The 23,156-nt window shown below is 67.9% G+C and carries 17 protein-coding genes; 8 read left to right on the top strand and 9 right to left on the bottom strand.

What is annotated here, in order from left to right:
- Positions 1-7 precede the first annotated feature (7 nt).
- The gene (locus RQI28_RS01475) at positions 8-1,909 is read left to right on the top strand and encodes a propionate--CoA ligase (protein WP_311220822.1); all 1,902 of its coding nucleotides are present in this window, start codon (positions 8-10) and stop codon (positions 1,907-1,909) included.
- Between the two features lie 21 nt (positions 1,910-1,930).
- Here RQI28_RS01475 and RQI28_RS01470 read toward each other — a convergent pair whose 3' ends face one another.
- The 5 genes from RQI28_RS01470 to RQI28_RS01450 all read right to left on the bottom strand — a co-directional run bounded on the left by RQI28_RS01470 (position 1,931) and on the right by RQI28_RS01450 (position 11,336).
- Positions 1,931-4,063 (bottom strand): PAS domain-containing protein, encoded by a 2,133-nt coding sequence (locus RQI28_RS01470; RefSeq protein ID WP_311220821.1) that lies wholly within the window; start codon positions 4,061-4,063, stop codon positions 1,931-1,933.
- 187 nt (positions 4,064-4,250) lie between these two features.
- Complete coding sequence (locus tag RQI28_RS01465; RefSeq protein ID WP_311220820.1) at positions 4,251-8,111, bottom strand: EAL domain-containing protein; 3,861 nt, start codon at positions 8,109-8,111, stop codon at positions 4,251-4,253.
- A gap of 123 nt (positions 8,112-8,234) precedes the next feature.
- Entirely contained in the window at positions 8,235-9,155 is a 921-nt protein-coding gene (locus RQI28_RS01460) for a DMT family transporter (RefSeq protein ID WP_311220819.1), read from the bottom strand.
- Positions 9,152-9,727 carry a methylated-DNA--[protein]-cysteine S-methyltransferase gene (locus RQI28_RS01455; RefSeq protein WP_311220818.1) on the bottom strand — a complete coding sequence of 192 codons (576 nt, stop codon included), beginning with the start codon at positions 9,725-9,727 and terminating at the stop codon, positions 9,152-9,154. The genes RQI28_RS01460 and RQI28_RS01455 overlap by 4 nt, the downstream gene beginning before the upstream one ends.
- A 55-nt stretch (positions 9,728-9,782) precedes the next feature.
- Positions 9,783-11,336, bottom strand: coding sequence for an Ada metal-binding domain-containing protein (locus tag RQI28_RS01450; RefSeq protein WP_311220817.1), 1,554 nt, complete (start codon positions 11,334-11,336; stop codon positions 9,783-9,785).
- Between the two features lie 227 nt (positions 11,337-11,563).
- Here RQI28_RS01450 and RQI28_RS01445 point away from each other — a divergent pair, with 227 nt between their 5' ends.
- The 3 genes from RQI28_RS01445 (at position 11,564) to RQI28_RS01435 (ending at position 17,236) form a co-directional block, all read left to right on the top strand.
- Positions 11,564-12,952, top strand: coding sequence for a phosphomannomutase/phosphoglucomutase (locus RQI28_RS01445; protein ID WP_311220816.1), 1,389 nt, complete (start codon positions 11,564-11,566; stop codon positions 12,950-12,952).
- Between the two features lie 42 nt (positions 12,953-12,994).
- Complete coding sequence (locus RQI28_RS01440) at positions 12,995-14,377, top strand: 3-deoxy-D-manno-octulosonic acid transferase (RefSeq protein WP_311220815.1); 1,383 nt, start codon at positions 12,995-12,997, stop codon at positions 14,375-14,377.
- 165 nt (positions 14,378-14,542) lie between these two features.
- On the top strand, positions 14,543-17,236 hold the full coding sequence (locus RQI28_RS01435) for a bifunctional acetate--CoA ligase family protein/GNAT family N-acetyltransferase (RefSeq protein WP_311220814.1): 2,694 nt from the start codon (positions 14,543-14,545) through the stop codon (positions 17,234-17,236).
- Here RQI28_RS01435 and RQI28_RS01430 read toward each other — a convergent pair.
- Positions 17,211-18,167 carry a LysR family transcriptional regulator gene (locus RQI28_RS01430; protein ID WP_311220813.1) on the bottom strand — a complete coding sequence of 319 codons (957 nt, stop codon included), beginning with the start codon at positions 18,165-18,167 and terminating at the stop codon, positions 17,211-17,213. The two genes, RQI28_RS01435 and RQI28_RS01430, sit on opposite strands and share 26 nt — an antisense overlap.
- Positions 18,168-18,262: 95 nt before the next feature.
- On the opposite strand from RQI28_RS01430, the gene RQI28_RS01425 reads away from it, so the two are divergent.
- The 4 genes from RQI28_RS01425 (at position 18,263) to RQI28_RS01410 (ending at position 20,559) form a co-directional block, all read left to right on the top strand.
- Complete coding sequence (locus tag RQI28_RS01425; protein ID WP_311220812.1) at positions 18,263-18,901, top strand: DsbA family protein; 639 nt, start codon at positions 18,263-18,265, stop codon at positions 18,899-18,901.
- A 75-nt stretch (positions 18,902-18,976) separates the two neighbouring features.
- Entirely contained in the window at positions 18,977-19,876 is a 900-nt protein-coding gene (locus tag RQI28_RS01420) for an MBL fold metallo-hydrolase (protein WP_311221539.1), read from the top strand.
- Between the two features lie 5 nt (positions 19,877-19,881).
- Entirely contained in the window at positions 19,882-20,277 is a 396-nt protein-coding gene (locus RQI28_RS01415; RefSeq protein WP_311220811.1) for a nuclear transport factor 2 family protein, read from the top strand.
- Between the two features lie 21 nt (positions 20,278-20,298).
- On the top strand, positions 20,299-20,559 hold the full coding sequence (locus RQI28_RS01410) for a hypothetical protein (protein ID WP_311220810.1): 261 nt from the start codon (positions 20,299-20,301) through the stop codon (positions 20,557-20,559).
- A gap of 54 nt (positions 20,560-20,613) precedes the next feature.
- On the opposite strand, the gene RQI28_RS01405 is transcribed toward RQI28_RS01410, so the two are convergent.
- The 3 genes from RQI28_RS01405 to RQI28_RS01395 all read right to left on the bottom strand — a co-directional run bounded on the left by RQI28_RS01405 (position 20,614) and on the right by RQI28_RS01395 (position 23,136).
- Positions 20,614-21,948 (bottom strand): TolC family outer membrane protein, encoded by a 1,335-nt coding sequence (locus tag RQI28_RS01405; RefSeq protein WP_311220809.1) that lies wholly within the window; start codon positions 21,946-21,948, stop codon positions 20,614-20,616.
- 74 nt (positions 21,949-22,022) lie between these two features.
- Entirely contained in the window at positions 22,023-22,364 is a 342-nt protein-coding gene (locus RQI28_RS01400; protein ID WP_311220808.1) for a rhodanese-like domain-containing protein, read from the bottom strand.
- Between the two features lie 61 nt (positions 22,365-22,425).
- The gene (locus RQI28_RS01395) at positions 22,426-23,136 is read right to left on the bottom strand and encodes a protein-L-isoaspartate O-methyltransferase (protein ID WP_311220807.1); all 711 of its coding nucleotides are present in this window, start codon (positions 23,134-23,136) and stop codon (positions 22,426-22,428) included.
- Positions 23,137-23,156: the final 20 nt, after the last annotated feature.

The raw sequence follows: 23,156 nt of genomic DNA, 5'->3' as shown, positions 1-23,156 counted from the left end.
ATCTGCCATGGGCACCCGCCAAGCCGCCGACGACTTTCACCGCCGCTCCATTGACGAGCGCGACGCGTTCTGGGCCGAACAGGCCCGGCTGATCGACTGGCAGACGCCGCCCCAGCAGATCTGCGACTACAGCCACCCGCCGTTCGCCCGCTGGTTCGCCGGCGGCACCACCAATCTGTGCCATAACGCGGTGGACCGGCACCTGGCCACGCGGGCCGACCAGGCGGCGCTGGTTGCCATCTCGTCGGAGACTGGCACCGAGCGCAGCTACACCTATGCCGAGCTGCACGCCGAGGTGCAGCGCATGGCGGCGGCCCTCAAGGCGCTGGGCGTGCAGCACGGCGACCGGGTGCTGATCTACATGCCCATGGTGGCCGAGGCCGCCTTCGCCATGCTGGCCTGCGTGCGCATCGGCGCGCTGCATTGCGTGGTGTTCGGCGGCTTCGCGGCGGGTTCGCTGGCCTCGCGCATCGACGATGCCGAGCCGGTGGCGGTCATCAGCGCCGATGCGGGCTCGCGCGGCGGCAAGGTGATCGCGTACAAGCCGCTGCTGGACGAAGCCTTGCGCCTTGCGCGCCATCAACCCCAAGCTCTGCTGCTCATCGACCGGGGCCTGGCGCCCATGCCGCTGCAGCCCGGGCGCGATCACCACTGGGCGGCGCTGCGCGAACAGCACTTGAATGACGAGGTGCCATGCGAATGGGTGGACGCCACGCACCCCAGCTACACCCTCTACACCAGTGGCACCACCGGCCGGCCCAAGGGCGTGCAGCGCGACACCGGCGGATACGCGGTGGCGCTGGCCGCCAGCATGCAGCACCTGTTCGATGCGCGCGCGGGCGACGTGTTCTTCGCCACCAGCGACATCGGCTGGGTGGTGGGCCACAGCTACATCGTCTACGGCCCGCTGCTTTCGGGCATGACCACCATCTTCTACGAGGGCCTGCCCACGCGGCCCGATGCAGCGGTGTGGTGGGGCATCGTCGAGAAGTACCGCGTCACACACATGTTCTCGGCCCCCACGGCGGTGCGGGTGCTGAAAAAACACGACGCGGCGCTGCTGGCGCGGCACGATGTGTCGTCGCTGAAGGCGCTGTGGCTGGCCGGCGAGCCGCTGGATGCACCCACCTCGCAGTGGATCGCCGGCGCTTTGGGCGTGCCCATCATCGACAACTACTGGCAGACCGAAACCGGCTGGCCGATCCTCACGCTGACCACCGGCGTGGCGCCGCAGACCCCACGCCTGGGCAGCCCGGGCCGCGCGGTGTACGGCTATGACGTGAAGCTGATCGACGAGCACACGGGTGAGGAGTTGACCGGCGCCGGGCAAAAAGGCGTGGTCGCCATCGCCGGGCCGCTGCCGCCCGGCTGCATGCAGACCGTGTGGCGCGACGACGAGCGCTTCGTCAACACCTACTGGAAGAGCCTGCCGGGCCCACTGCTCTACAGCACGTTCGACTGGGGCATTCGCGACGAAGACGGCTATTACTTCATCCTGGGGCGCACCGACGACGTGATCAACGTGGCCGGGCACCGGCTGGGCACGCGCGAGATCGAGGAAAGCATCGCGGCACACGCCGGCATTGCCGAAGTGGCGGTGGTGGGCGTGGCCGATGCGGTCAAGGGCCAGGTCGCCATGGCCTTTGCCGTGCCGCGCGACGCTGCGGCGCTGACGGATGCCGCCACCGCGCGCCAGTTGGAGGGCGAGGTGATGCAGCAGGTGGACGGCCAGCTGGGCGCCGTCGCGCGGCCGGCGCGGGTGCTCTTCGTGAGCGTGTTGCCCAAGACCCGCAGCGGCAAGCTGCTGCGCCGTGCGCTGCAGGCGGTGGCCGAGCGGCGCGACCCGGGCGACCTGACCACCATGGAGGACCCGGCTGCGCTGCAGCAGGTCAAAGATCTGATCGGCTGACCCGCCTGGCGGGCCGGGCAGTCAGAGGGTGGGCGCCTTCAGCAGTCGCTCCACCCGGCTGACGAACGCGCTCAGCTCGAAGGGTTTCGTCATCACGTGCATGCGCGGGGCCAGGTGCCCGTGGCTCAGCACAGCGTTCTCGGCATAGCCGGTGATGAAGAGAATCTGCAGGTCGGGCTGCGCCACCCGGGCAGCGTCGGCCACCTGTCTGCCGTTCATTCCGCCGGGCAGGCCCACATCGGTGATGAGCAGGTCGAGATGGGCCTGAGTCTGTAGGACCTGCAGGGCCTCGATGCCGTCAGCTGCTTCCAGCACGGTGAAACCCAGCTCGACCAGGATCTCGCGCACGAACAGCCGCACACTGGCTTCGTCATCGACCACCAGGATGACCTGGCCCTTGCCTTGCACCGCTGGCGCGTTGCCCGCCCGGGCGACCACGGTTTCGGTCTCCGCGCCCAGATACCGGGGCAAGTACAGGCACACCATCGTGCCTTCGCCCACTTCGCTGTAGATGCGGGCGTGTCCGCCGGACTGCTTGGCGTAGCCGTAGATCATCGACAGGCCCAGGCCCGTGCCCAGACCGATCGGCTTGGTGGTGAAGAACGGATCGAAGGCCCGCGCCGCCACCTCGGGCGCCATGCCGACGCCGTTGTCGCTGACGCACATCGACACGTACTGCCCGACGTCGATGCCGATGGCCTTGGCAGAGCGCTCGTCCACGCTGCGGTTGGCCGTCTCGATGGTGAGCTTGCCGCCATTGGGCATCGCATCGCGCGCATTGATGCACAGGTTCAGCAATGCGTTTTCTAGCTGGCTGACGTCGGCCATGACGGGCCACAGCGCAATGCCGGCCACCACCTCCAGGTCGATTTGCGGGCCGATGGTGCGGCGAATCAAATCCTCCATTTCGCCGATCAGGCGATTGGTGGCCAGCACCTTGGGCTCCAGCGTCTGGCGCCTGGAGAACGCGAGCAGCCGGTGCGTCAAGGCTGCCGCGCGTTGCGCCGCGCCGAGGCCCACCGTCACATAGCGCTCGATGTCGTCGTAGCGGCCCATGCCCGAGCGGCGCTTGATGAGCTCCAGCGCTCCGGTGATGCCCGCCAGCAGGTTGTTGAAGTCGTGCGCCAAACCGCCGGTCAGCTGGCCAACCGACTCCATCTTCTGCGATTGCCGCAGTGCGTCTTGTGTGGACTGCAGATCCGCCTGGTTGCGCAACTGCTCCGATATGTCCTTGGCATGGTGGAAGGCGCCCATGATGCCTCCCTCGGCATCACGCAGCGGGTAGCAGCTCACCTGCCAGACCGGCGTGCTGAGCGCCGGGTCGCCAAAGGCTTGTTCCACGGTGTAGGACTCGCCGGCCAGCGCACGGTCCATGAGCGCCCGCATGACAGGCGCCTGGTCCGCGGTGAACAGGTCGGGGAAGACCTCCCCGATCTGCACGCGGTGCCCGTAGATGCGAAAGAACTCGTCGCTATGGGCTTTGTTGAACGCGATCAGCTCGTGCTTGAGGTTGAAAGCACAGATGGGCCAGCTGTGCGACTGAACGATGTTTTCATGCAGCAAAAGCGCCGCCGTGCGCTCGGCGATGCGCGTCTCCAGGGTTTGATTGAGTGCACTCAACTCCTGTTGCGCGCGCAGTTGTTCGTTTTCAAGATGCACACGCGTGGTGATCTCGATGCCCTGATTCAAGAGGCCCACGACCGAGCCGTCTTCGCCGCGGATGGGCGTGGCTGTGATATCCCACCAGGTGGTCTGCTGCTGGCCGTCGCGCACCATGGAGATTTCGACGCGTCGCTGCTCAAAGCCCTTGCCCGTCTTCATGGCCTCGATGAACGGGGCAGCCACTTGCTGCCAGGTGGGCCCCCACACATCGGCCACCGGCCGGCCCAGCGCCCCCGGGTGGCGATCCGCCATGGAGGGGATGTAGGCATCGTTGTAGAGCATGACCAGCTCCGGGCCCCACAGCACCGTCCCTAGCAAGGGCGAATTCAGGCAGGCCGCCGCCATGGTGCGCAGGGACTGAGGCCACGATGCCGGTGTCCCCAGCGGTGACGCCGACCAATCGTGGCTGCGCATGCGCGCGCCCATTTCGCCGCCGTCCTGCAAAAAGGGGAACGACGTCGGAGCGCCGGTGGGGTCGTTATGGGGCTTCATAGCGGTGTACGGGCAGGTGTGGGCGCGACTTTAGCCGCTTGCCACTTGGGTGGTAAATGCCGCCCGCTCACAGCAGTGACTGCCGGATGGGGATGCATTTGCTATAGTTATAATAGCTACCAGCGCTTTATCTATAAGCGCTACAGCTATATTTTGCCTTGAATGCAGGGTCCGTGTGCCGCGGCCCTCAATCCACCGGCCGCCCGCGCCACTGCGGCGGGGCACGCCACTGCGCAGCCCAGCCCGCGAAGTCTTCTGCCGGCATGGGCCGCGCAATGCAGTAACCCTGCGCCCATGAGCAACCCAGGTCCAGCAGCAGCTCCCCCTGCTCAATGGTCTCCACGCCTTCCGCGATGATGCGATGGCCGAACGACGCGCCCAGGCCAATGACGCCTTGCACGATGGCGCGGTCGCCCACATTGGTGGTCATGTTGTGCACGAAGCTGCGGTCCAGCTTGATGTGGTCGAGCGGCAGGCGGCGCAGGTAGGCCAGCGACGAATAGCCTGTGCCGAAGTCGTCCAGCGACACCGTCAGTCCCAGCGCGCGCAGGCGCTCCAGCTCGGCGGCGACGTGGTCGATGTCGTAGAGGGCGGCGCTCTCGGTGATCTCCATGTCCAGCAGGTGCGCGGGCGCATCGGGCTGCAGCGCGATGCGGTGCGTCATCCAGTCCGCAAAGCCTTCGTGCTGCAGGTGCTGGGCCGATATGTTGATGCTGACCGGCAAGGCCAGCCCGTGCTGCGCCAGCCGCGCGATCAGCTGCAGGGCGGTGTCGACCACCCATTCGCCGAACCAGGCCTCCAGCTCGGTGTTCTCGATCAAATGCAGGAAGGCGCCGGGTGCCAGCAGGCCGCGTTCGGGGTGGTTCCAGCGTGCCAGCGCCTCGGCGCCGATGACGGTGCCTCGGCGCATGTCCACCTTGGGCTGCAGGTACAGCGCGAACTGGCCCTGCGCCAGCGCGTCGGACAGCTCCGCCACCTGCTGGCGCTGCGCCAGCCTGGCGCGCTCATGGGCCGTGTCGAACGGGTGGTAGCGGTTGCGCCCGGCCTGCTTGGCCAAGTACATGGCCTGGTCGGCGTGGCGCAGCAGGGCGTCGGCATCGGCGTCGTCGTCGGGGTAGAGCGTGTAGCCGATGCTGGCCGTGACGACCACGCGCTCGCCTTCCAGCGTGTAGGGCGCCGACACGCTGGCCATCAGCGTGCGCAGCAGGCGCTCGCATTCGGCGCGCGATTCCAGCCCGGGCAGCAAGATGACGAATTCGTCGCCGCCCAGCCGCGCCACGCAGTCCACCGGCCGCAGCGACCGCGTGAGCCGACCCGACATGACCACCAGCAACCGGTCGCCAGCGCCGTGTCCCAGGCGGTCGTTCACCGGCTTGAAGCCGTCCAGGTCGAGATAGGCCACGCCCAGCAGGCGCGAACGCTGGCGCGCCTCGGTCATGCCGGCCTGCAGCCGTTCGGCCAGCAGCACGCGGTTGGGCAGGCCGGTCAGCGCGTCGTGGTGCGCCAGCAGCTTCAGCGTTTCCTGCTGCTCGCGCTGGTCGGTCACGTCGATGCCCACGCCCACCATGCGCAGTGGCTTGCCTTCGGGGTCGCGGTGCACGATGTTGCCCAAGTTGCGCACCCAGTGGCCGGTACCGTCCGGGAGCAGCACCTGCCAGGTCGCGTCGAAGGGCGTGGCGGGTTCCGCGGCGTGGCGCTGCAGTTCAGCGCCGATGGCGTCCAGGTGAGCCGGGGCCACGCCCGCGGTCCAGGGCACGCCGGCGTCGGCGTCTTCGTTGGGTATCACGCCCTGCAGGTCACGCCAGCGCGCATCACCGGTCACGCGGCCGGACTGCAGATCCCAGTCCCAAAGGCTCAGTGCCGCGGCCGAGATAGTGAGCGAGAGCAGCGCCTCGCGCTCGCGCACCTGCTGCTCGGCCCGTTTGCGCTCGGTGATATCGTGCAGCACGAAGAGCCAGCAGGCTTCGCCGTTCGATTCCACCGGGCTCATGGACTGCAGCACGGTGCGCCGCTCGCCGCTGCGCGTGGTCATTTCCACTTCGTGGCCCAGCAACTCTCCATGTTGCTCCGCCGCGCGTACCAGGTTCGCGCGCACATCCGGCGGGTACAGGCCCAGCGTCACCACGGTGTTCACCAAGGCCGTCTTCCGTGTGAAGCCCACGGCTTGCTCCCACGCCGGGTTCACGTCCACATAACGGCCGTCGCTGCGCCGCGTCAGGCCCATGGGATAGGGCATGGCCTGGAACATTTGGGCAAAACGCGCTTCTGACTGGCGCAGCCGTTGCTCGGAGCGCTTCCATTCGTCGATGTCCTGCACCACGCCGCGCAGGCGCACAAGGCGGCCGTTCTCCATTTCGGGCTCTGCGCTGACGCGAACCCAGACGGAGCGGCCATCGGCGCGCACAATTTCGATCTCCATGCGCCAGGCAACGGGATCGGCCATGGTTCTCCGAAACTGGGCCTGCACGGCATCGCGCCAGGCCGGCGCCACAAAATCGCGCAGATAGACACGCGGTGACGGCAGCTCAGCACCTTGCGGCAAGCCGTGGATGCCATAGCACACGTCCGACCAGTACACCAGTTGGCCGGGCGCGGGATAGTCAAGATACTCATGCACCCAGACGCCCAGCCGCGCCATCCATCCGGCCTGCTGCAGCACGCGATGCGCCGCCACCAATTCGTCGCGCATGCGCATCTCGTCGGTGAGGTCGTGGAACACAAACACCATGCAGGCTTCGCCGTCCATGCGCGTGGTACGGGCGGAAATCCGGCCCCGCAAGGTGCGGCCTTTGGGTGTGACGCTGACCTGCAGGCCGCTGACTTCGCCTTGCAGCCGCAACGCATCCAGCAGCCGCCCGCGCTCTACGGGCGACTTCCACACGTCAAGCTGCGCAGAGGTCTTTCCCAGAATCTCCTGGCTCGGACGGTCGAACATGTCGCAGAACGCCTCGTTCACGTCCAGAAAGCAGCCGTCGCTCAGGCGCGTGATGCCCGCGGGGTCGGGCAGGGTTTGGTAGACGGTGGTGTACTTCGCCTCCGATCGGTGCAGCGCGTCCTGCATCTCACGCTGCGCGGTCACGTCCAGGTCCATGCCCACCAGGCTGATGGCTCGGCCATCGGCATCGCGGTTCAGCACGCGGCCGCGCGAAATCAGCCAGCGCCAGCGGCCTTTCACATCGCGCATCCGGTATTCGGCGTGATAACTCTCCTCGTTGCCCTGCATGGCGCTGTGCAGGTGCGGGCCGATGCGGGCCATGTCCTCCGGATGGCGGCGGGCGTTCCAGTCTTGCCAGACCCGGTGATGATCCAGCCGGGGGGGCGACGCGGGCGGCATGCCGAATTCTTCATACAGCGCGCCATCGTAGGAAAAGCGCTGCTCGCGTACCTGCCAGCTCCAGCGCCCGCCGCCCGAAGCTTCCAGCACCATGCGCAGCTCCTGCTCGCGCTCGGCCAGCCGCTGCGCCGACCGGACGTAGCCGCGCAGCATTTCCAGACCACCCCCCACCACCAGCACGGCCATCGTGTAGCGCCACGGAATGTTCTGCATCCAGGCGTGGATCTGATCCCACTGTGCCGCTGGCCAGCCTGCCGAGCGCGCCAGCCAGGGCAGCAGCACCAGCGGCAGCGACGCAGCCAAGCCCGCCAGTGCCCACCAGATGCGCTTTTCATTCGTGCCCCGGACAAGAAACCACAGGCTGGCGAGGGCCAACACCGCCGTTGCCTGGGCCACCGACGTGGCCCACGGCACTTCGTGCAAACCATGCACCGTCGCCTGCGCCAGTAGTGATAGTGCGGCAGCCACGGCGCCTGCCAGCGGCCCGAAACCGAAGGCGCAGACAGCCGTCATGGTGGGAAGAATCACCACACCGCTCTGGGCTCCTGGGAGGGGCGTGACCTGCGCGGCCAACAGCGTCAGAGCGCCGCCGGCAACCCCGACGGCCAGCTTCGTGCGCAGCGATGGCGCCAGCAATTGCCCTCTCGGCAGCCGGGCCAGAAAGGCCAGCAGCCCGAGATGCAGCAGGCTGACGATGAAGAAATTAAGCGCCACGCCAACCGCCAGATACGCCGGCGCCGCGCGGCGGCACGGGGTGCAAAAATGGGAGCAGTGCAGCGAGCATGGGCGCGAGTGTAGGCGGAGCGCGCAGCCACCGCCTATCCCGACGCACCGGCTTTACCGCACTGTGGCGGCCTCGCGTCGCCGCCCGCTCACCAGACCGGTTGACAGCATGGTGCCGCACACGATCACCACGCCGCAGCCCATCATCCACGGCGTGACGGCCTCGTGCAGAAAGAGCGCTCCGTAGAGCAGCGCGAACACCGGCGCGAGAAAGGTGACGGCCAGCGCCCGGCTGGGCCCGGCGTGGGCGATGAGCCGGAAGTACAGGATGTAGGCGATGCCGGTGCACAGCACTGCGATGGCCACCACCGCGGCCCAGGCGCGCAGCCCGGGCATTTGCGCGGGCCAGAGCCAGATGGTGGGCAATGCCAGGCCCAGCGTGGCGCCCAGCTGGCTGCCCGTGGCAGTGACCAGCGGAGGCACGCCGACCAGGTTGCGCCGCGCAAAGCTGGCCGCCACGGCATAGCAACTGGAAGCCAGCAGGCACGCCGCCATCGCCCAGCCGGCGTGCTCGGTCTTGAAGCCCGTGCCCGCAGGCGCGCGCCAGGCCAGCAGCGCCACGCCGACGAATCCCAGCGCCAGGCCCAGCCATCGCAGCCGGGTGATGCGGTCGCCCAGCCACACCCATGCCACCAGTGCGCCGAAGAGCGGCACCGTGGCGTTCAGTATGGAAGTGAGCCCGGTGGCGATGTGCATGACCGCCCACGAATACAGCGCGAACGGAATCGCCGAATTGATGATTCCGCCCAGCAGCACCGGCCGCCAGTGCTGCTTGAGCGCCGGCCATTGCCCCTGCCGCAGCAAAATGGGCCACAGAAACAGCGTGGCCAGGCCGACCCGCAGGCCGGCGGTGGGCAGCGCCCCGAATTCGGCCGCGCCCAGCCGCATGAACAGGAACGAAGCGCCCCAGAGCGCTGCGAGCAAGACGAATTCGCCCACCCAGCTGGGGGCTGCGCTGGTGCCTTGCTCGCTCATGCGGCGGCTCCGGCCGTCGCGTTGCTGAACAGCGGCAGGTCATCCGCCGCGCCGGCGTGCGCCGCCAGCGCTCCTTCCAGTCGCAGCAGCGCCGCCTTGCGATCGAGTCCGCCGGCATACCCCGTCAGCGCGCCGCCCGAACCCAGCACCCGGTGGCAGGGCACGATCACGCTGATCGGGTTGCGGCCCACGGCTGCGCCCACCGCACGCACCGCCAGCGGCCGGCCCACCTGGCGGCTGAGCGCGGCGTAGCTGACGGTCAACCCATGGTCGATGCCGCACAGCGCCTGCCAGACGGACTGCTGAAACGGCGTGCCCGAGGCCAGGTCCAGCGGCAGATCGAACCCGCTGCGCCGGCCGGCCAGGTAGTCGGTCAGCTGCCGGGCGGCTTCGCGCAGCACGGGGTGGTCGGGCGCCTGGGCCCAGGCGGCGGGCCCGTCCAGCGGCTGCACGGGCAGGTGGCGCTGGCCGTCGAACCACAGGCCCGCCAGGCCCCGCGGCGATGCGGCCAGGCGCACGTCACCCAGGGCGGTGGCGATGCGGCTTTGTACGGTGTCAGGGTGGAAGATCATGGTGTGTTTTTTGAATGAAATCGGCCTCTGGCGCTTGATGGATAAGCGCTGGTAGCTATGTTTTTGATAGTGAATCACCTAATTTGGCCGGTGCTCGCGGCCCCGCGCTCCAGGCCCGTATGACGGCGTAGCTGCGCCAGGGCCGCCAGGCTTCGGCCATTGCGGTGGCGGCCTGCGCCGGCCGCGGCTCGTCGCGAAGGCCCAACGCGGAATGCAAGGCTACGTCGCCGGCCGGAAAGGCGTCGGGCCAGCGCAGCGCGCGCATGGCGATGTACTGCGCTGTCCAGTCGCCAATGCCGGGCAGCGCGCACAGGGCCGCGGTGGTGGCGGCCACGTCAGCGCCCGCATGCAGCGCCAGCTGGCCTCCGTCGACCGCACGCGCCAGCGCCACGATGGCGGCCTGGCGCTGGCGCACGATGCCGAGCGCGCCCAGCGCGTCGCCCTCGGCGGCGGCCAGCACGGCGGGCGCGGGGAAGAGCCGCGACAGTTCGGGCCAGGGCGTCGCCAGCGTCTCGCCGAAGCGCTCCACCAGCCGCTGCGCCAGGGTGCGGGCTGCGGCCACGGTAATCTGCTGGCCCAGCACCGCGCGCACCGCCAGCTCGAAGCCGTCGAACACACCCGGCACGCGCAGGCCGGCACCGTCGGGAAAGGCTGCACCCAGCACCGCATGAATGGCCTGCGGATCTGCGTCCAGATCGAACATGCCGCGCACGCGGGCAATCACCTGCGGCAGCACCGGGTGCAGGCTGTCGCTGACCTGCAGCCAGGCCAGCGGGCGCACCGGGTCGAAGCGCACGTCCAGCCAGCCTGCCAACGTTGCGCCAGCGCCGGTCTGCCAGCGCACGGTGCGGCGCAATGCCAACAGGGCGTCCGTGGCGACGACATGTTCCACCGCGTGAATCTGCCGCTGCGCGAAAAAGCCCAGCAGCGCGGGCACGTCCAGCGGCGGCCTCCAAGGCAGGCGCACGGTGGCGCCGCCGCCCGATCGCGCCGGCCCGCGTTGCCGCAGTTGTGTGGGGTTCAGCCCGTAGTGACCGGAGAAGGCGGCGTTGAACCGCCGCACGCTGCCAAAGCCGCTGGCCAGCGCCACCTGGGTGACGGGCAGATCGGTGTCGGTCAACAGCTGCTTGGCCGTCAGCAGCCGGCGGGTCTGTACATATTGAAGGGGCGACACGCCCAGCGCGGCCTCGAACACGCGTCGCAGATGGCGGTCGCTCACACCCAGGCGCGCAGCCAGCGCGACCAGGCCGCCGGTCTCCGCCATGCCCAGAGCACCTTCGCCGTCGAGCAGGCGCAGGGCTTCGCGCACCAGGATGTCCGGCGCGTCTTGCGTGGACCAGGCCAGGTTGCGCGGTGCCAGTTCGGGCCGGCAGCGCAGGCAGGGGCGAAAGCCCGCCGCCTCGGCCTGGGCGGCCAGGTCGTAGAAGCGGCAGTTTTCGCGCCGGGGCGTGCGCACGGCGCAGACCGGCCGGCAGTAGATGCCGGTGCTGGTGACGCCGGTAAAAAAGCGCCCGTCGAACCGCGCGTCCTTGGCCGACAGCGCCAGGTAACGGGCGTCGGCTTGCGCGTCTTCTTGTCGGTCGGCAGGGCGAGAGAGCAGGCGGGGCATGGGGCAAATCATAGGCGGCACGCAGCCGGGCGCTGGCCGTTTCCGGACGTATGCCTGACTACTCCTCGAGCCGCAGCATTTGCGGCGCCGGCCTACGCGCCGATGGACCCGCCCGGGCTGGTCCCCCGCCTACAATTCGCGCCAACTGCGCCTTCGGACTGCGCGGGCACCGGCACTCGCTGGCCCCCTGCAGCGGCTCACTCCCCTGAAACAGTGAAGGAACCCCTGTGCAATTGACGCCCGCCATCTTCAAGGCCTACGACATTCGCGGCATCGTGCCGAGCACTTTGAATGAGGACGTCGCGCGCGGCCTGGGCCGTGCGTTCGGCACCGTCGCCCGCGCCGAAGGCCAGACAGTGGTGGCCGTCGGCCGCGACGGGCGCATCTCCGGCCCGGCCCTGTCGGCCGCGCTGATCGCCGGCCTGGTCGATGTGGGCATCGAAGTCATCGACGTCGGCGCTGTCACCACGCCCCTGCTGTACTTCGCGGCCCACACGCTGTGCGCCAGCGGCATCCAGGTCACCGGCAGCCACAACCCCAAGGACTACAACGGCTTCAAGATGGTGCTGGCCGGCCGAGCCATCTACGGCGAAGAGATCCAGGCGCTGCGCCGCACCATGGAAGACGAGAGCTGGCAACTGAAAGAGGGCGGCAGCGTGCGCCAGGCCGACGTGCTGCCCGCGTATGCGGAACGCATCACCTCCGACGTGAAGCTGGCGCGCCCCATGAAGATCGTGGTGGACAGCGGCAACGGCATTGCCGGTGCGTCGGCTCCCGGCATCTTCCGCGCGTTGGGTTGCGAGGTGATCGAGCTGTTCTCTGAAGTGGACGGCGACTTTCCCAACCACCACCCCGACCCGAGCAAGCCCGAGAACCTGCGCGATTTGATCGCCAAGCTGCAGACCACCGACGCTGAACTGGGCCTGGCCTTCGACGGCGACGGTGACAGGCTGGGCATCGTCACCAAGGATGGGCAGAACATCTTCCCCGACCGCCAGATGATGCTGTTCGCCCGCGACGTGCTCTCGCGCGTGCCCGGCGGCCACATCCTCTTTGACGTGAAGTGCACCCAGCGCCTGGCGCCGGCCATTGCCGAGGCAGGCGGGCAGCCCGTCATGTACAAGACCGGCCACTCGCTGATCAAGGCACGCATGAAGGAGCTCGACTCGCCCCTGGGCGGCGAGATGAGCGGCCACATCTTCTTCAAGGAACGCTGGTTCGGCTTTGACGACGGCACCTACGCCGGCTGCCGCCTGCTGGAAATTCTGAGCCGCGAATCCGACCCCGGTGCCGTGCTGAACGGCCTGCCGACCAGCCATTCGACGCCCGAGCTGAACGTCAGCTGCGAAGAGGGCGAACCCCACCGCCTGACGGCCGAGTTGCAGGCGCTGGCCGCCGAGAGCTTTTCCGCTCCGGCGCAAATCAACACCATCGACGGGCTGCGCGTGGACTGGCCGGACGGCTTCGGCCTGATCCGCGCCAGCAACACCACGCCGGTGCTGGTGCTGCGCTTCGAAGGCCACACGCCCGAAGCCATGCACCGCATCGAAGGCGAGATGCTGGCGCTGCTGGAGCGCGTCAAACCTGGCGCCAAGGTAGGCAGCGCGGCGCATTGAGCGTGCCGCGCTCCCTTCCCACACTGACGAACTGAACGCCCCGTGAGCCGCGTCGTGCGAGCGCTGTATTCGGCGCTGATGGTCTGCGCCCAGCCGATGCTGCGCGCCAAGCTGCGACGCCGTGGTGAAACCGAGCCAGGCTATCTGGCAGCGGTGGAAGAACGCTTCGGCCATTACGCGCCCGAGCTGGACAGTGTCGCCGGCGCCGGCAGCACGCTGGTGGATTCGGTGGACGATTCCAGCACGCCGCTGGTCTGGCTGCATGCCGTGTCGCTGGGCGAAACCCGCGCTGCCGCCATCTTGCTGGCCGAATTGCGCACGCTGATGCCGCACATGCGCCTGCTGCTGACGCACGGCACCGCCACCGGGCGGGCCGAAGGCCACAAGCTGCTGCGCCCCGGCGACGTGCAGGTCTGGCAGCCGTGGGACACGCCGGGCGCAGTCGGCCGGTTTCTGGATGAGTTTCAGCCCGCCATCGGCGTGCTGATGGAAACGGAGATCTGGCCCAACCTGGTGGCGGGCTGCCAGCGGCGGCGCATTCCGCTGGTGCTGGCCAATGCGCGCCTGAACGAAAAGTCTCTGGCCGGCGCACGCCGCCTGGCCTGGCTGGCGCGCCCGGCCTATGCCGGACTGACGGCGGTGTGGGCACAGACCGAAGTCGACGCCGAGCGCCTGCGCGCGGCGGGTGCGCAGGTCGAGGGCGTGTTCGGCAACGTCAAGTTCGACATGGTTCCGGACCCGGCGCAGCTGGCGCAGGGCCAGGCATGGCGCGACGCCGGCCCGCGGCCAGTGGTGCTGCTGGCGAGCAGCCGCGAAGGCGAAGAGGCGATGTGGATCGAGGCTTTGAGGTCAAATCGGCCTCTAGCGCTTGATGGTCAAGCGCAGGTAGCTATAAAAAATATAGCAAATGGCCCTGGGTCAGTACAGTGGCTGGTCGTGCCACGCCATCCGCAGCGCTTCGAAGAAGTCCGCCAGCTGATCGAAGCCGCGGGCATGACCGTGTCGTGCCGCAGCAGCTGGGCCGCGTCGCCCGGCGCGGCCGATGTCTGGCTGGGCGATTCGCTGGGTGAGATGTCGCTCTATTACGGCCTGGCGCACGCGGCGCTGCTGGGCGGCAGCTTCGCGCCGCTGGGTGGGCAGAACCTGATCGAGGCGGCGGCCTGCGGTTGCCCGGTCGTCACCGGCCCGCACACCTACAACTTTGCCGAGGCCGCGCGCCTGGCCTGCGATGCGGGCGCCGCCCTGCGGGTGGCCGACCTGCAGGAGGGCATCGCCACCGCTGAAAGCTTGGTGCACGACGCCGAGCGCCTGGCCGCAACGCAGGCCAGGGCGCTGGCCTTCACCCGAGCGCACCGCGGCGCGGCGCTGTCCACGGCGATGGCGGTGGTGCAGCGGCTGCGCCAGTACATCGGCACGGCCGACTGAGCGCCACCCGACGGCGCGGCCGGATCTGGCGCAAAGCCCTGCGCCGCCCGCGTAGGCGAGGGCGTGGGCTTGCCGCAAAATGGCGGCTGGAATCTGCACCCGGTTCCGATGCGCTGCCCACTGCGCCGCCTTATCCGCCGTCGCCGTACAAAGGCCGCTTCGTTCATGATCGAAAAACACTACCTCACTCCGCTGTTCGCTCCCACCTCCGTCGCCGTGCTGGCCGGGCGGGCGGACGCACCTGACACGCTGACGCCCTGCGCCCGCGCGCTGCACCAGGCGCTGCGTGCCCAGCGCTTTGCCGGCATGCTGCAGTTTCTCGACATCCACACCAGCGGCACGCTGGCCGATCTGGCGCAGACGCGTGCCGATCTGGCCGTCATCGCGCTGCCGCCGTCCGACACCGTGGCGGCGCTGGAAGTAGCGGGGCGCATTGGTTGCCGCGCGGCCCTGGTGCTTTCGCACGGGCTGGACGGCGAGCAGGCCGCCCGCCTGAAGCAGATCGCGCGGCGCGAAGGCATGCACTTGCTCGGCCCCAATTCGCTGGGCTTGCAGCGGCCGCACCTGCAGCTGAATGCCAGCGCGGCCGGGCCGCTGGCGCGGGAAGGCTCGCTGGCGCTGGTCTGCCAGTCGGGCTCGCTGACGGCGTCGATCCTGGACTGGGCGAGCAAGAACGCGGTGGGCTTTTCCACCGTGGTTTCGCTGGGGCCAAACACCGATGTGGACATCGCCCAGGTGCTCGACTTTCTGGCCAACGACGGGCGCACGCAAAGCATCGTGGTCTATATGGAAGGCATTTCCAGCGCGCGCCGGTTCATGAGCGCGCTGCGCTCGGCGGCCAATGCCAAGCCGGTGGTGGTGCTGAAGGCCGGCCGCAAGCCCGCTGGCAACGCGGCCGCGCAGACGCACAGCGGCGCCATCGTGGGCAGCGACGACGTGTTCGACGCGGCGCTGCGGCGCGCGGGCGCGGTGCGTGTGCGCTCGTTCGTGGAGCTGTTCTCGGCCGCCAAATGCCTGGCCTCGCGCTACCGGCCGGTGGGCAAGCGCCTGGCCATCGTGACGAATGGCGGCGGCCCGGGTGTGCTGGCGGCTGACTGGGTCAACGAGATTCACCTGGATCTGGCACGCCTGTCGCCGGAATCAGTCGCGACGCTGGCGCCGCAGCTACCGCCGCTGGCCTCGCTGGCAGACCTGATCGACGTGTCGGAAGAAGCTGGGCCACAGCACTACCGCGCAGCCATCGAAGCCGCCGCACGCGACCGGCAGGTGGATGGCGTGCTCGCCATCTTCTCGCCCAAGGTCGGTGCCGATTCGGCCGCCGTGGCGGCCGTGCTGGCCGAGGCCAAGCCGTTGATCGGCAAGCCTTTGCTGGCGTGCTGGATGGGCGACGAGTCGGTGGTGCCCGCGCGCGAGCTGCTGCGCGAGGCCGAAATTCCCAGCTTTCGCACGCCGGAGGCTGCGGTGGGCGCCTTCGGCAACATCGCTTCGTTCTACCAAAACCAGCAGTTGCTGCAGCAGACGCCGCCGCCGCTCACCGCACTGGCCAAGCCCGACATCGAAGGCGCGCGCCTGGTGATCGAAAGCGTGCTGGCCGAGCGCCGCAACGTGCTGACCGAGATGGAATCGAAGACGCTGTTGGCGGCGTTTCATATTCCCGTTACCAAGACCATCCTGGCGCGCAGCAGCCACGAGGCCATGATGATCGCCACGCAGCTGGGCTTTCCAGTGGCGCTGAAGATCGACTCGCCCGACGTGACGCACAAGTCGGACGTGGGCGGCGTGGCGCTGAACATTCACAGCGGCACCGGCGCGCGCGATGCCTACACCGACATGGTGCAGCGCGTGGCCCGGCTGCAGCCCGGCGCGCGCATCAACGGCGTGACGGTGCAGAACATGGCGCGCGCCCGGCGCGGCCGCGAGATCTGCATCGGCGTGGTGACCGATGACCCATTCGGCCCCGTCATCACCTTCGGCGCGGGCGGCACCATGGTCGAGCTGATCGACGACCGCGCGATGGAGCTGCCGCCGCTGAACCAATTTCTGGCGCGCCGCCTGATCGACCGATCCCGCGTGGCGGAAACGCTGGGCGAATGGCGCGGTGCCAGCGCGGTGGACCGGGAGGCGCTGGAGCAGGTGCTGCTGCGCGTGTCGGAAATGGTGTGCGCGCTGCCGCAACTGCGCGAGATGGACATCAACCCGTTGATCGCCGACGAACTGGGGGCCGTGGCGGTGGATGCGCGCATCGTCATCGCGAGTGCGGGGCTGGGCGCCAGCGGCCGGGCCGACAGCTATCACCACCTGGCCATCCTGCCGTACCCGGCGCGCTACGAGCAGATCTGGCCCATGCGTGGCGGCGGCGAGTTTCTGGTGCGCCCGATCCGCCCGGACGACGCCCAGATGCTGCAGACGCTGGTCAAGGGCATGTCGCCCGAGAGCCGGTACTTCCGCTTCATCTCGCAACTGGCCGAGTTGCCCGCGAGCATGCTGGCGCGCTTCACGCTGATCGACTACGACCGCGAGATGGCGCTGGTGGCGGTGTATCGCGAGCGATCGGTGGGCGACACGGGCGATGTGGTTGAGAAAGAGCGCGTGGTGGGTGTGTCGCGCTACGTGACCAACCCAGACCAGTCCAGCTGCGAATTCGCGCTGGTGGTGGCCGACGACTTCAATGGCCGCGGGCTCGGGTCACGCTTGATGCTGAGCATCATGGACGTGGCGCGAGACCGGGGCCTGGCGGAAATCAACGGCCTGGTGCTGGCCAACAACCCCAGCATGCTCAAGCTGATGCGGCGCCTGGGCTTCGAGGTGAAGGCGTTCGAGGAAGACCGCGACTTCAAGCTGGTGGTGCACCAGCTGTAGCGCGCAACGCTTCCCGCTCGATCAGCAGGTTCACGAAGGCGCGCACCTTCGCCGGCCGAAAGCGAGCTGCAGGAAAGACGGCATGAATGCCTCCCGAGGGCAACATCCAGCCGGGCAGCACATGGATCAACCGGCCAGCGGCCAAGTCGTCGGCCACCGCGAAGTCGGGCAGCACAGACAGTCCGGCGCCCTGGCGGACTGCCTCGCATACGGCAAGCGTCGCGTTCAGCGCCATCGCGGAATGCACGGTGACGCTTTGCGGCTCCAGCGTGTCGTGCGAGAAGCTCCAGTGCGTCGGGTCGCGCAGCGCGCTGTTGGCGACGAAGGGAAGGGCGCCGATGTCTTGCGGGCTGGCCAGCCGGGCCACTTCGCCATGCCACGATGGAGCCGCTACCAGGCATTGCCGGAAAGTGCCGATCTGCCGCGCCTGCACGTTGATGTCGGTGAGCCAGCCGACGCGGATGGCCAGCTCCGCCTGGCCCGACATCAGGTCGAGCGACTGGTCGCTGAACACCGCATCCACCTTGCATTGCGGATAGCGGCGCGTGAATTCGGTGATGGTGGAGACCACGGCGCTGATGCCGTAGTCGAACGACGCAGTCAGCCGCAAGGTACCCGAGGGCTCCGCTGCGCCTTCGCCTAGCTCATCGAACGCCTCGCCGGCCTCGCGCAATATCACGGCGCAGCGTTGATAAAAGGTTTGGCCGGCCTCGGTCGGCACGACCTTGCGGGTGGTGCGGGTCAGCAGCGTGGTGCGGAATTCTTGTTCCAGCCGGGCGACCTGCTGGCTGACCACCGCCTTGGTGATACCCAGTCGGTCCGCTGCTGCGGTGAAACCGCCGGTCTCCACCACCGCAGCGAAGTAGGCCAGCCGCTTCAGGTTGGCGAAGGTTCCGAACTGGCTCTCGGGGTGATTGTTTTCTTTTGGCATACAGCTTATCCATTTCACCACCCTTTATTCCCCAATGGAGCCGTCCTACTATCGCAGCAGTTCATTTTTTGGCGCCATACGACGCGACCCGCTCCATGTCCAAGACCTTGTATTACGTTTTCGACCCGCTGTGCGGCTGGTGCTACGGTGCCGGCAAGACGGTGGCTGCGCTCGGCACGGTGCCCGGGCTGGAGCTGCGGCTGCTGCCCGGCGGCCTGTTTGCAGATGACGGCTCGCGGCCGATGAACGACGGATTCGCCGCCTTCGCCTGGAGCAACGACCAGCGCATGGAGCGTTTGACGGGGCAGTCTTTCACCGACCGCTACCGCACCGAGGTGCTGGGCAACCACCAGCAGCGCTTCGACAGCGGCCCGGCCACCTTGGCGCTGACCGCTGTGGCGCTGACCGCACCCGAACGCGAAGCCGATGCGTTGCACCCCATTCAGCGCGCCCGCTATGTGGAAGGCCAGGACGTCACGCGCGTCGACACCCTGAGCCGGGTGCTGCAAGGGCTCGGCCTCGGGCCTGCTGCAGCCCGTCTGGCTGAGGCGGATGCCGAACTGCAGGCCTTGTACCGGCAGCGCCAGACAGACGCCCAGGCTTTGCTGGGCCAGTTCGGAGCGCGCGGCGTGCCCACTTTCATTCTGGACACGGGCGGCCAGAAACAGCTGCTGCCTGCAGGCGACGCATTCTCGAATGCCGAAGCATTCACCCAGCAAATTGCAGCCGCCTGACGCATCTTTGCTGCAACGCATTTCTCTGTCGACTGCTCCCTTTCTTTTTTGACCACTCATCACCCAATGACCGCCCTGATGACTCGCCGTACCTTCGTTCAAACCGCCGCTGCTGCCGGCGCCACCACCGCCCTGGCGGGTTGCGCTGCGGTGCCCGCCGCTTCCGCCCCGCTGCGATGGCAACACTTTCCTGCGGGCGACAAAGGCTTCTTCCGCGCGCCGGTGCTGCTGTCGGGCGCAAAGGAAGCCGTCTTGCTCGACGGTGGTTTCTCGCTGCCGGATGGCCGCGCCGTGGCCGAGGCGATCAAGGCGTCCGGCAAGACCCTGACCACCATCTACATCAGCCAGAGCGACCCGGACTATTACTTCAGCCTGGCGCCGATCAAGGCAGCGTTTCCCCAGGCGCGAGTGATCGCGGCCTCGGCAACCGTTGCCGCCATTCGTGCCAACGTGCAAAAGAAGATCGACACCTGGGCGCCCCAGTTGAAGGAAAACGGTCCGCAGAAGCTGGCTGACATCGTGTTTCCCGAGCCCTTCGACGGTCCATCGCTGAACCTGGAAGGCCACACCATCGAGATCGTCACGGCGCAGGGCCTGGACAACCGCCGCTACCTGTGGGTGCCATCCCTCAACGCGGTGTTCGGCGGCGTGCTGATCTTCTCGGGCCTGCATGTCTGGACGGCCGACACGCCTACGCCCGTTGGCCGCGCGGCGTGGGTCAAGAATCTGGAGGCCATCGCCGCACGCAAGCCCGCCGTGGTGGTGCCGGGGCACCTGGCCGCCAATGGCGCGCTCGACGTGTCGGCGGTGAACTACACCCGCGAATACCTTCTGGCCTTTGAAGAGGAAGTGACCAAGGCCGCCAATAGCGACGCACTGATTGCCGCCATGTACCGGCGCTACCCATCGGCCGGCCTTGCCCCTGCATTGCAGATCGGTGCCAAGGTAGCCAAGGGCGAGATGAAGTGGGGTTGAAGCCAGTGCCCGCAAATCTCGGCATCATCCGCACGACCTACGAAGGTTCGTCAGAAGAAAACGGCCGCAACCTGATGGCGGTGCTGGCACCGGATGCCACGTGGACGGAAGCCGCCGGGTTTCCGTATGCGGGCACCTATGTCGGTCCCGAGCAGATCGTCGCTGGCGTCTTTCAGCGGCTGGGGACGGAATGGGAGGGATACACCGCCAAGGTGCACACGTACCTCGCAGACGGCGACCGGGTGGCGGCTTTTGGCGTCTATTCGGGCACCTACCCCAAGACGGGCAAGCCGATGCGTGCCACCTTCGCGCACCTCTACCGTCTGAGAGACGGCAAGATTGTCAGCATGGAGCCGTTCGTAGACAGCCGCTGCGTGCAGCAGGCGATGCAGGCCGACTGACAAAACATGAGCGAGGCAACGATGACCTGCCCAGATGACGAGCTGAGCGGCATCCTCGCGCAGATGAGAGCCGGGCAGTGGAACGCGGCACATGACCTGGTGCAGCGCCACGACGGGCTGCTCGCGGCGTGGCTGCACGGTCTTCTGCACCTGCAAGAGGGTGATCTGGAAGACGCTGAAAACTGGTATGAACGCGCCGGCCAGCGGTTCCGTCAGCGCGGAACGCTGCAGGAAGAGCTGGCGCGGTTCGAGGCTGCGCTACAGGGCAGCACGGCAGCTTGATCGGCTGGTCGTCTGTTCGCCTGGTAGTTACCTCTCGCCCCAGGTGGCTGGCATTCAGCGTTGCGTCAGCGCATCGAGATTACGCAAATCGTCGTCACTGAGCGTACCGGCGGCCTGCCGCAGCCGCAGGCTGCCCATCAGCACGTTGTAGCGCGCTTGCGCCAAGTCACGCCGGGTCTGGAACAGCTGGCTTTGCGCATTCAACACGTCGATGTTGATGCGCACTCCCACCTGGTAGCCCAACTGGTTGGCTTCCAGTGCGCTTTGGCTGGAGGCTTCTGCCGCTTGCAAGGCCGCCACCTGGCCCCGCCCGGACTGCACGCCGTAGAAAGCGGCGCGTGCGCTCTGCGCCACGCTGCGGCGCGCATTGTCCAGGTCGGCGGTAGCCTTTTCTTCCAGCGACAGCGTTTCCTTGACGCGGTTCTGCACCGAGAAGCCGGCGAACAACGGCAGGTTCAGCGCCACACCGACGCTCGCATTGGTGCTGCGTGAACTCAAATGCGGCGCGGTGACGGTGCCGCGCGGGTTGCGCGAGACGGCGTAGCCTGCCTGCAGGTCGACGGTGGGCAGGTGGCCGGTTTCAGCCTTGCGCGTTTCCAGCCGAGCGACGTCCAGGGCAATGGCGGCCTGCCGCACCTGCGGCTGCCACTCTTCAGCGGAGCGGACCCAGGCGGTCACGTCAGCGGGCGCCAAGGCCGGCAACTGCACCGGCTGGGCCAGCGGCAGGGGCACCGTTCCAGCCCGGCCCACCAGCTGGTCGAGCGCCAGCCGTTTGACGAGCAGGTCGTTCTCTGCGGCGATCTCCTGCGCGGCGACCAGGTCGAAGCGCGCCTGCGCCTCACGCGAATCGGTCACGGTGGCCGTGCCGATCTCGAAATTGCGCTGCGCGAAGGCGCGTTGTTCGGTCACGGCAGACTTTTGCGCTTTCACGAAAGCGAGGGTGTCTTGTGCGGCCAGCACGTCGAAGTACGCCTGGCTCACGCGCACCAGCAAGTCCTGGCTGGCAGCATCCAGTTGGGCGCGTGCGATATCCACGCCGCGCTGACCTTGCTCGAATGTGATGCGATTGGCCGGCCGATAGAGCGGCTGCGATGCGTTCAAGCTTGCTTGCTGGGTGGGCGCATTCAGCTCGACCGAGGGCCGGTTCACATCGGTACGCGCATAGCTGGCACCGGCAGACAAGCCCGCGCTGGGCAACAAGCCGGCGCGGGCTTGTTCCGCCCGGCTGCCGGCGGCGTCCAGCTGCGCGCGTGCCGCCTGCCACGGCGCGTCGTAGGAACGCGCCAGCGCGGCCAACTCAGACAGGCTTTGCGCCTGGGCCAGGGGGCCGCAACCCCATGCAGCGCCCACGGCCAGGGCAACGGAGATGAACCGCGTCAACGACGTCATGACAAGTGTCTTCCTCTTTCAGCAAACCAACCACGCGCTGGCACAGGTGACCTGCGCGTCCCTGCAAACCGGGTTCAGTAGCGCGGCACCGCCGTGTCGCGCTCTTGCGACCAGGCGTCGATGCCGCCACTGATGTTTGCCACACGATCAAAACCGTGGTGCTCCAGAAATGCGGCGACCCGCAGGCTGCGCGCACCGTGATGGCACAGGCACGCCACGGACCGGGTGGCGTCGAGTTCGGCCAGGCGGTCAGGCAGCAAGCCCATCGGGATCGTGGCCAGCTCGAAGCCCTCGGGCACGACGCTGGCGGTCTGCAGCTCCCACGGTTCGCGCACATCCAGCACCAGGGGGCGGCCGCCATCAGGGGCGGCGGCGAACCAGGCGGGCAACTGGGCAGGGCGGACGTGGTCGATCATGAGAAGGTCTGAAAGAGGAAGAAATCTGAAGAAGAACCGAAAGCCGTTGCGGTGGTTTTTCTTAGAAGGTGAAGCTCGAAGGCTCCGGAAAGTGCTGCAGGCGCGGAGCGATGGTGTCCCACGGCGTGGTGGTTTCAAACCGCTCGCCCACGCGGCGCACGAAGGTGGCACGCATCATGGGCGCCTGGCCGACGATGGCGCCCAAGCGGCCGCCTTCGCGCAGGTGAGACAGCAACGACTCTGGCACCTGGGCCACCGAGCCGCTCAGCACGATCACGTCGAACGGGCCATCAGGCACCGGGCCCTTGGCACCGTCGGCCTGACGCACTTCGACGTTGGTGACGCCGGCGCTGCGCAGATTCTCACTGGCGAATTCGACCAGGGCGGGGGCAATTTCGATGGAAGTCACATGCTCGGCACGCGCGGCCAGCAGCGCAGCCATATAGCCCGAACCCGTGCCGATCTCCAGCACGCGGTCGGTCGATTTCACTTGCAGGTCTTGCAGGAGGCGCGCTTCCACGCGTGGAGCCAGCATGAACTGTCCCAGGCGCTGGGCTTCTTCATTGGAGCTGTTGAGCGGAATCTCGGTGTCCATGAACGCCATGCCGTAATGGGCGGCGGGCACGAAGTCTTCGCGGCGCACCACAGCCAGCAGACTCAGTACGTCCAGGTCCAGCACGTTCCACGGGCGGATCTGCTGCTCGATCATGTTGTAGCGCGCCTGGGCGATCGGATCGCTGGTGTTGGCGGACGTGTTCAGGGGCATGTTCATGGGGGTACTCCGGGACTCGT

The organism is Acidovorax sp. WCS2018Noco2-16, from assembly GCF_031843945.1.
Taxonomy (GTDB): domain Bacteria; phylum Pseudomonadota; class Gammaproteobacteria; order Burkholderiales; family Burkholderiaceae_C; genus Paracidovorax.
The sequence above is the reverse complement of the archived record's forward strand: the minus strand, read 5'-3'. Positions and strand labels throughout refer to the sequence as shown.